The sequence below is a fragment of the Chamaesiphon sp. VAR_48_metabat_403 genome (assembly GCF_031422475.1).
GTDB lineage: Bacteria > Cyanobacteriota > Cyanobacteriia > Cyanobacteriales > Chamaesiphonaceae > Chamaesiphon.
Genome location: NZ_JANPLS010000432.1, coordinates 22,505 through 28,954 on the forward strand (window position 1 = coordinate 22,505; position 6,450 = coordinate 28,954).

Here is a 6,450-nt window from a genome sequence, read left to right on the forward strand (position 1 = left end):
TACAGATGTTTGTCCTTTTTCGTCAACATAGTCCAGATCGAGATAACAATTTATTTTCGATCGATATCATCTAAATCTGAAGCAGTGGGCTGTGTCGATCGATCCGGCAAACCCATGAGTCTACTGCTTCAGACTCAATCGATCGGAATTTTCTCGGATTTCTGACATTATTTATGAAATCTTTTCCAAGATCCAAATAGTTGCCCAAGTTCAAATAATCCGCATAATACTATGTATGCTAGCAGAAGTCTTTTAACTGCCTTTTATGCCGTCTTTACTGGAAATATTAGAACTTCTAGTCCGAACAACTTTCAGAACTGGCAATTGAACCGTAAGGCGATCGTGTATTTAGCTGCAATCGGTCAGTTCTATTTGCCTGGATTTGAGCTACCCAATGACGAACGCACTTTATCCACAGTAGATCGTACTATCTGTAATCAGTTAGCTTTATCACCAGAGCTAACCGATCTGGTAGTCAAAGAGTTGTATCGAGCATTTGTTCTACGCTTTTTACGAGACTATTTAATACTTTACCTGTTGCTATTATCAGAGTATGTCACGCTGAAGCAATGTAATGAATTATACAAAATTTTACACAAAGAATCTTTATCTACCGATAGAAATTACCCTTTATGGAGTAATTTTATTCACTATACGTCAGTAAGATTAACGTGTAATCTTTGGCATCGATTACCACCATACTTGCAAACAGATCTAACATTAAATCTCTTAGAGATTTCTGGTTTGTTCGATCCACTAAGATTATTTAAGAATTTTAATCCAAACTATGAAAGCAATTTATACGCTCTATTAAATAAGATCGAAAGATACACTTATCGAACATTACGTAATTTCGTGTATGGCGAAATCCGCAGAGGAGAAATATATTTTGGATTGAGCGATTTAGGAGTAATTAATAATTCTTACTCATCGATATCCCAGATTAGAAAGGTTCTCGATCCTAATGGCTCGTCCGATCGGGTGGAAATATATATAATCGTAGCGAGTGTTCTGAAAAACTACGACAAACGTGTCGATCTATTGAAGGATAGTGACTGGATTAACATTCAAACTAATATTCAACAAGAATACGAGAATCTATCGAACAGCCTGGAAGAATTGTCTCAATTATCTTTGGCTGATATCAAAAGGATAATTAATGGAAAGGTGTCTGATAATCCCGTGTGGCTAAAAAATATTGCAAGAGCAATTCTAAAAAAATATCTCAAGCAATTAGATCTGAGTATCAATAAATTGGAAGAAAGTCATTGGACTAATTTTTGTAATAAGTGCCAGAGAATCATAAATCTATTAGCATACAAACTACAAGAATTATCAATCGCAGAAATAAAGGAAGATTATACATTTATTGCTAACTATCTTCGTCAATCGACTGTCATTAAGATAAAAGATATCGATCCCCCGCCGATGGAAAATCTTCCCTATACTACTGATGATGCAAGTAGTGCGGAAGAATTAAATGAAATGATGAAATCTTACGGATGTCTATTCCCGATCGTCAAAAAGGAAATTTTACAGCTTAACCCAACCGATCTCGATATCATAATACTAACTTATCGCGATGGATTAAAACAGGAACAAATAGTTCCAAAAGTCAATAAAGACCAAGGTAATATTAGTAAAATTCTTAGAAAGATAGAGAAAAAGATACTAAAACAAATTCATATATCGATAGAACATCCTGATGAAATGCAAGGGAAGATAAACGAAAAATCGCTCGATGCTATGAGAACAATATTAAAGCTTTTTTTTAAGTTTCAAGATATATCATAGTTAACAGGCATAAATCTTAAACCCTCGCCCCAAGTAATATATAGTTGAGTTCAATACTAATCAAATGAATAATAATTCAATCATGACCGTCCAAGCACTTTATCCAGAACATGTCTGTATATCTCTTACTCATAGTGAGGTAAGAACTAACTTCAACTCTGGAGAAATCAATCTGATCTGTCAATCTCATGTCAAGAAATATCTTGAAGATAATCTAGGTTTGAATGTCGAGTTAGTTTTTCCTAGTAACTTCAATATCCAATTTTTTAGCAGGCATTCTATTATTGGATTTGTTTATGCTGTTGAAGGTGTCCGCATCGCCTTTATTCCCAGTGAAGATCTAAACTTTGAAGAGTTTGAAATTCAGCAAGAGTGGGTCGATTTGTCAACATGGTTTGCAGATTATTATGTACCGATTCAGGTGGATTTAGAGGGTGAATTCTTACATTTATGGGGGTTTGTCTCTCACAAAAATGTCAAAGAGCAGGGAGAGTACGATCCTATTTTTCGCACTTACTCAGTCAATGGTCAATACCTAAGTGACAATTTAGATAATCTCTGGTTGATCTGCGATCTTCAAGCTAGTGGTGACATGTTGCCAGAACGAGCGACAATTCCCAAATATCAATTATTACCTAATATTGCCCAAGGAGTAATTAATAATTTTCGTCAACACTTATCATCGGGGTTTTTGCCTCGATTAGATTTAGTTTTTGAAGAATGGGCAGGGATTTTAAACGATCGTCAATGGTTAGACATGTATCTAAGTCCTGCGATTGTTTCCGCACCAGTAAAAGTTGCAGCAAGTGTCGAGAATCGCCTGACTAATTTAAGTGATTGGTTTGACGATCGAGCTGCGGAAATTTACCAAGAGTGGAAGTCGATCTCTGAGTTTTTTAAAACACCTCAAATGCAATCTGGATCTCGCTCTATCGATCGAGTTAAAGAGTTGACAATTTGTCCACAAGTAAACTTAATGTATCGCAGTACAGGCAAAAATACTGAAGAGTTAGTTAGTCTTATTCACAATACATCTAGTCAAAATGATCGATGGGAAGCGATTGAATATTTATGGAAATTAGATCCAGATCATCCAGCCTTACCAATCTACAAATTAATGGATCTAGGTTTATTTTTCCGAGGAGAGCAACTGTCTTTATTAGTGTCGATAATTTCAAATAAATCAGATAAATTAGGTATTTTAATTCGCTTGAGTCCCAATGACCGAGAAAATACCACAACATTACCCTCTGGCATCAAACTTAGTCTATTGGGTAAAGAAGGTGACATATCTCGCGAGATAATAGCCCAAGATAGTAAGTATCAATGTCTTCAATTAATTTTTGATGCAGATTTTGATGACCTCTTCAGTATTTGTGTAACACTCAACAATAACCAACTAACCAAACAATTCCAGGTCTAGTTCCTATGGCATACAGCATCGTCTTCAGGATTATTGGTGGTAGCTTTGAGACAGGATATGAAATCGAAGCTGAAATTAGAAATAATTGCGAAATCATTGTTACCCCGTCAGGACGATTACCAGCCAACACAAAGATTACCGAGCTTTACGAGCGAATCTTTCCCGTTCAGGATGACGATCCCATTCAGGATAGCGATCCTGTTCTTTATGCCAATTGGGGTAGAAGATCTATATGGGGCAGTAGAGAAATTGTACACGGTGATGGGATTGAAGCAATTAGAGCTTCTTGTATCAATACATCTATAGAGTTGGAAAGGAACTTCCAAACTTGGCTGAGACATGCAGATTTGGAAAATATCCAAACAAGTATCGCTCGTGAAATTCCGATTGCTTCCGAGCCAATTTTTATCCTCGATGCTCCCTACAATGTCATACTCCAACGGCTACCTTGGCATAAATGGGGTTGGTTGAATCAAGAATTTCCCAATGCAGAAATCGTGTTAAGTAGAAATGCATTTAGAGCCAATTTTATCCAAAACAAGCGACTACGGATACTCGGAATCCTCGGTAGTGAGGAAAATAATATCGACCTACGACCTGATTGGGAAGCACTAGAAACCCACCTACAAAATATCGCTGATTTAGTGCAGCCGCCACTGCAACAACCAGATCTTCATAGGCTGCGCCGTGAGATTAGCAAGGGCTGTGATGTGTTGTTTTTTGCTGGACATAGTGACAGCGATGAATCTAGTAATAATGGTCGAATTAAAATCAATCAAACCACAATTATATCTATTGACGAAATAGAGCGAGAACTGAGAGAAGCAATCAGAAATGGACTGACCATGATTCTACTCAATTCTTGTTCGGGACTGGGAATAGCATCAAGACTCTCTAGAATGGGAGTGCCCTATATTGTAGTCATGCGCGAGCCAATTCATAATGATGTAGCTGTCAAATTTATCGAGTATTGTTTACTGAATTTGGCAGCAGGAAATTCTTTGACTAGAGCGGTATCGATCGCTAGAAATGAACTTAGAGAATTGGAAGAAAAATATATTTGTGCTTCCTGGATGCCCATCATTGTTCAAAACAGAGAAGCTCCAGATTATATACCTTTTCCAAAAAATGACCTTCCGCCAGCTCCAATAGGCATCTGGCAGCAACTGTGGAACCAATTATCGAATATAGTTACATCATTTACTCAATTACCTAAGTGGATGAAACTGTTCGGACTTCTAATAATAGGATTGATTTTTGTATGGGTGCTGCATAGTATTAACCCGCCATCACTACCACCAAATATTACAGTTCCAGTGGTACAAGAAAGTATTGGCGATCGAGTTTTGTTTAAAAACGACTATCAATCAGAAAGTTATGAATCTTATCTGAATGATAAAAAAAATATAGCTCAATCTTTCAGTACTGGCGATCTACGAGGTGCAATTGACAAGGCTAAAGATTTGAAGAAATACAAGTTTGACGATCCTGAGCCTATTTGGACTATTAATAATGCAAACGTTGATTTAGAATTAAAATTGAATACACTTTCTCAAGACAAAGTAATTACTCTTCCTTTAATTAGTTCTGATGAGAAAGGTTCTAGTACTGCGCGTGAAGCACCTCGTGGCGCAGTAGTTGCTCAAACTGAAATTAACAAAAATGGTACGCCCAGACAACATCTGAAAATAAAATTCAGAGTTATACTAGATAATAATGATGAGAAGATTGCTGAACTAGTAGCAAAAAAAATAGTGAGTGAAAAATCTAAATATCCAGCCGTCGTCGGTCATTTTGAAAGTGATGCTTCTTTAAAAGCTGCTCCTATTTATGAACAATCCCATTTAGTAATGGTATCGCCTGCTAGTAGTGTAACCGAACTAACTCAAGGAAAGAATTTTATCTTTAGAACAGTTCCAAAAAGTAATTTAATGGCAGAAACTTTAGCAAAGCGCATCGTACAAACTGATAAGAAAAGAAAAATAGGTTTTTGTTATACACCTTTAAAGGCTGCTACTGCTTTTAAAACAGCACTCACCACAGAAATAAAAAAATTAGGAGGAAAGGTATTAGACAAAGAATGCGTAGTATCAGAACAATCTACGAAATCGCAACTTGACAAAATCATTCAAGAGATGAAAAACAATCTAAAAGCTGATGCTTTGGTACTCTATTTTCACTTAAATGAAAATTATCAGCGAACAGGAGCACAAGAACTTGCTCAAGCAGCCAGAGATAATAATCTAAGCTTATATGGAAATCATGGATTAGATGCACAATATACTCGTAACAATTTTTCATCTTTTAATACAATAAAAATTGTGACTCCCAGACTTGGGAATTTAGAACTGGCGAAGAATTTCACAAAAAAATTCAAGGCAACATATGCTGATAAATATGAACCTACATGGCGAGATATGATGGCTTACGACGCAGTGATGGCAATAGCATACGGCTTAGATCGGAGTAATGGTACAAGTGAAGGTTTAAAACAAATACTACACGCTGATAATTTTTCTATCCCTGGATCTAGCGGGCCGATTAAGTTTAATGGACAAGGAGATAGGTATGTTACACCATCAATCGTGGAATTAAAATGTAACGAAAATAATCCTTGCAAATTTGAACTCATTTTAGAAAAAAAACTAAACTAAAATTAATTTGCAAATCCTAATCTACAGATGAGAAGATAATTCTCTATATCCCTAGTAAAACTAGGGATTTTTTTATATATATTTCAGACATTCACCCAATAACTAAACCAATAGATCCAATTCTACTGGCAAGATAAATGGGTAAGACAGATTTCAGAAAGATCCAAAAATACATCTCGATCGATCTTAGCTTCACCAGACTCGAATTACCGATCGCGAGACACCTTAAATATTGCATCCTAATTCTCACAACCATCCCCATACTTCTAAACCCCTCATCACTTCAAGCCCAACCAATCCTGCCAATCGAATCAAAAATAAAAATATCCGGCGAAGTCTTATTCGGCACCGCAGGTTATGGCGGCGTAACCCCAACAACTAATCGAGCCAATAGTCAAGTAGTATTCGACAACCGATTCCGACTAAATATCGAAACCAAATTCACTACCAACGATCGATTTAAAGTCAGATTAGAGACTGGAAACTCTACCCCACTCAATAGCAATGTTACGGGTACGAATATGACTCGCCTGGGCTACGACGGCACCAAAGGTAACGTCAATCTCTCCCTACTCCACT

3 protein-coding genes and 1 pseudogene are annotated in these 6,450 nt (G+C 36.7%); all 4 read left to right on the forward strand.

What is annotated here, in order from left to right; translation table 11 throughout:
* Window positions 1-231 precede the first annotated feature (231 nt).
* On the forward strand, window positions 232-1,794 hold the full coding sequence (locus RMO79_RS20670) for a hypothetical protein (protein WP_310485154.1): 1,563 nt from the start codon (window positions 232-234) through the stop codon (window positions 1,792-1,794).
* A 64-nt stretch (window positions 1,795-1,858) separates the two neighbouring features.
* On the forward strand, window positions 1,859-3,217 hold the full coding sequence (locus tag RMO79_RS20675) for a DUF1822 family protein (protein WP_310485155.1): 1,359 nt from the start codon (window positions 1,859-1,861) through the stop codon (window positions 3,215-3,217).
* A gap of 5 nt (window positions 3,218-3,222) precedes the next feature.
* Window positions 3,223-5,871, forward strand: coding sequence for an ABC transporter substrate-binding protein (locus RMO79_RS20680; RefSeq protein WP_310485156.1), 2,649 nt, complete (start codon window positions 3,223-3,225; stop codon window positions 5,869-5,871).
* Window positions 5,872-6,008: 137 nt separating this feature from the next.
* Window positions 6,009-6,450 (forward strand): annotated as a pseudogene (locus RMO79_RS20685) (hypothetical protein); the annotation flags it as partial.

Coding starts and splice junctions, on each gene's coding strand:
- RMO79_RS20670 (WP_310485154.1), top strand. CDS start 232: ATGTATGCTAGCAGAAGTCTTTTAACTGCCTTTTATGCCGTCTTTACT.
- RMO79_RS20675 (WP_310485155.1), top strand. CDS start 1,859: ATGAATAATAATTCAATCATGACCGTCCAAGCACTTTATCCAGAACAT.
- RMO79_RS20680 (WP_310485156.1), top strand. CDS start 3,223: ATGGCATACAGCATCGTCTTCAGGATTATTGGTGGTAGCTTTGAGACA.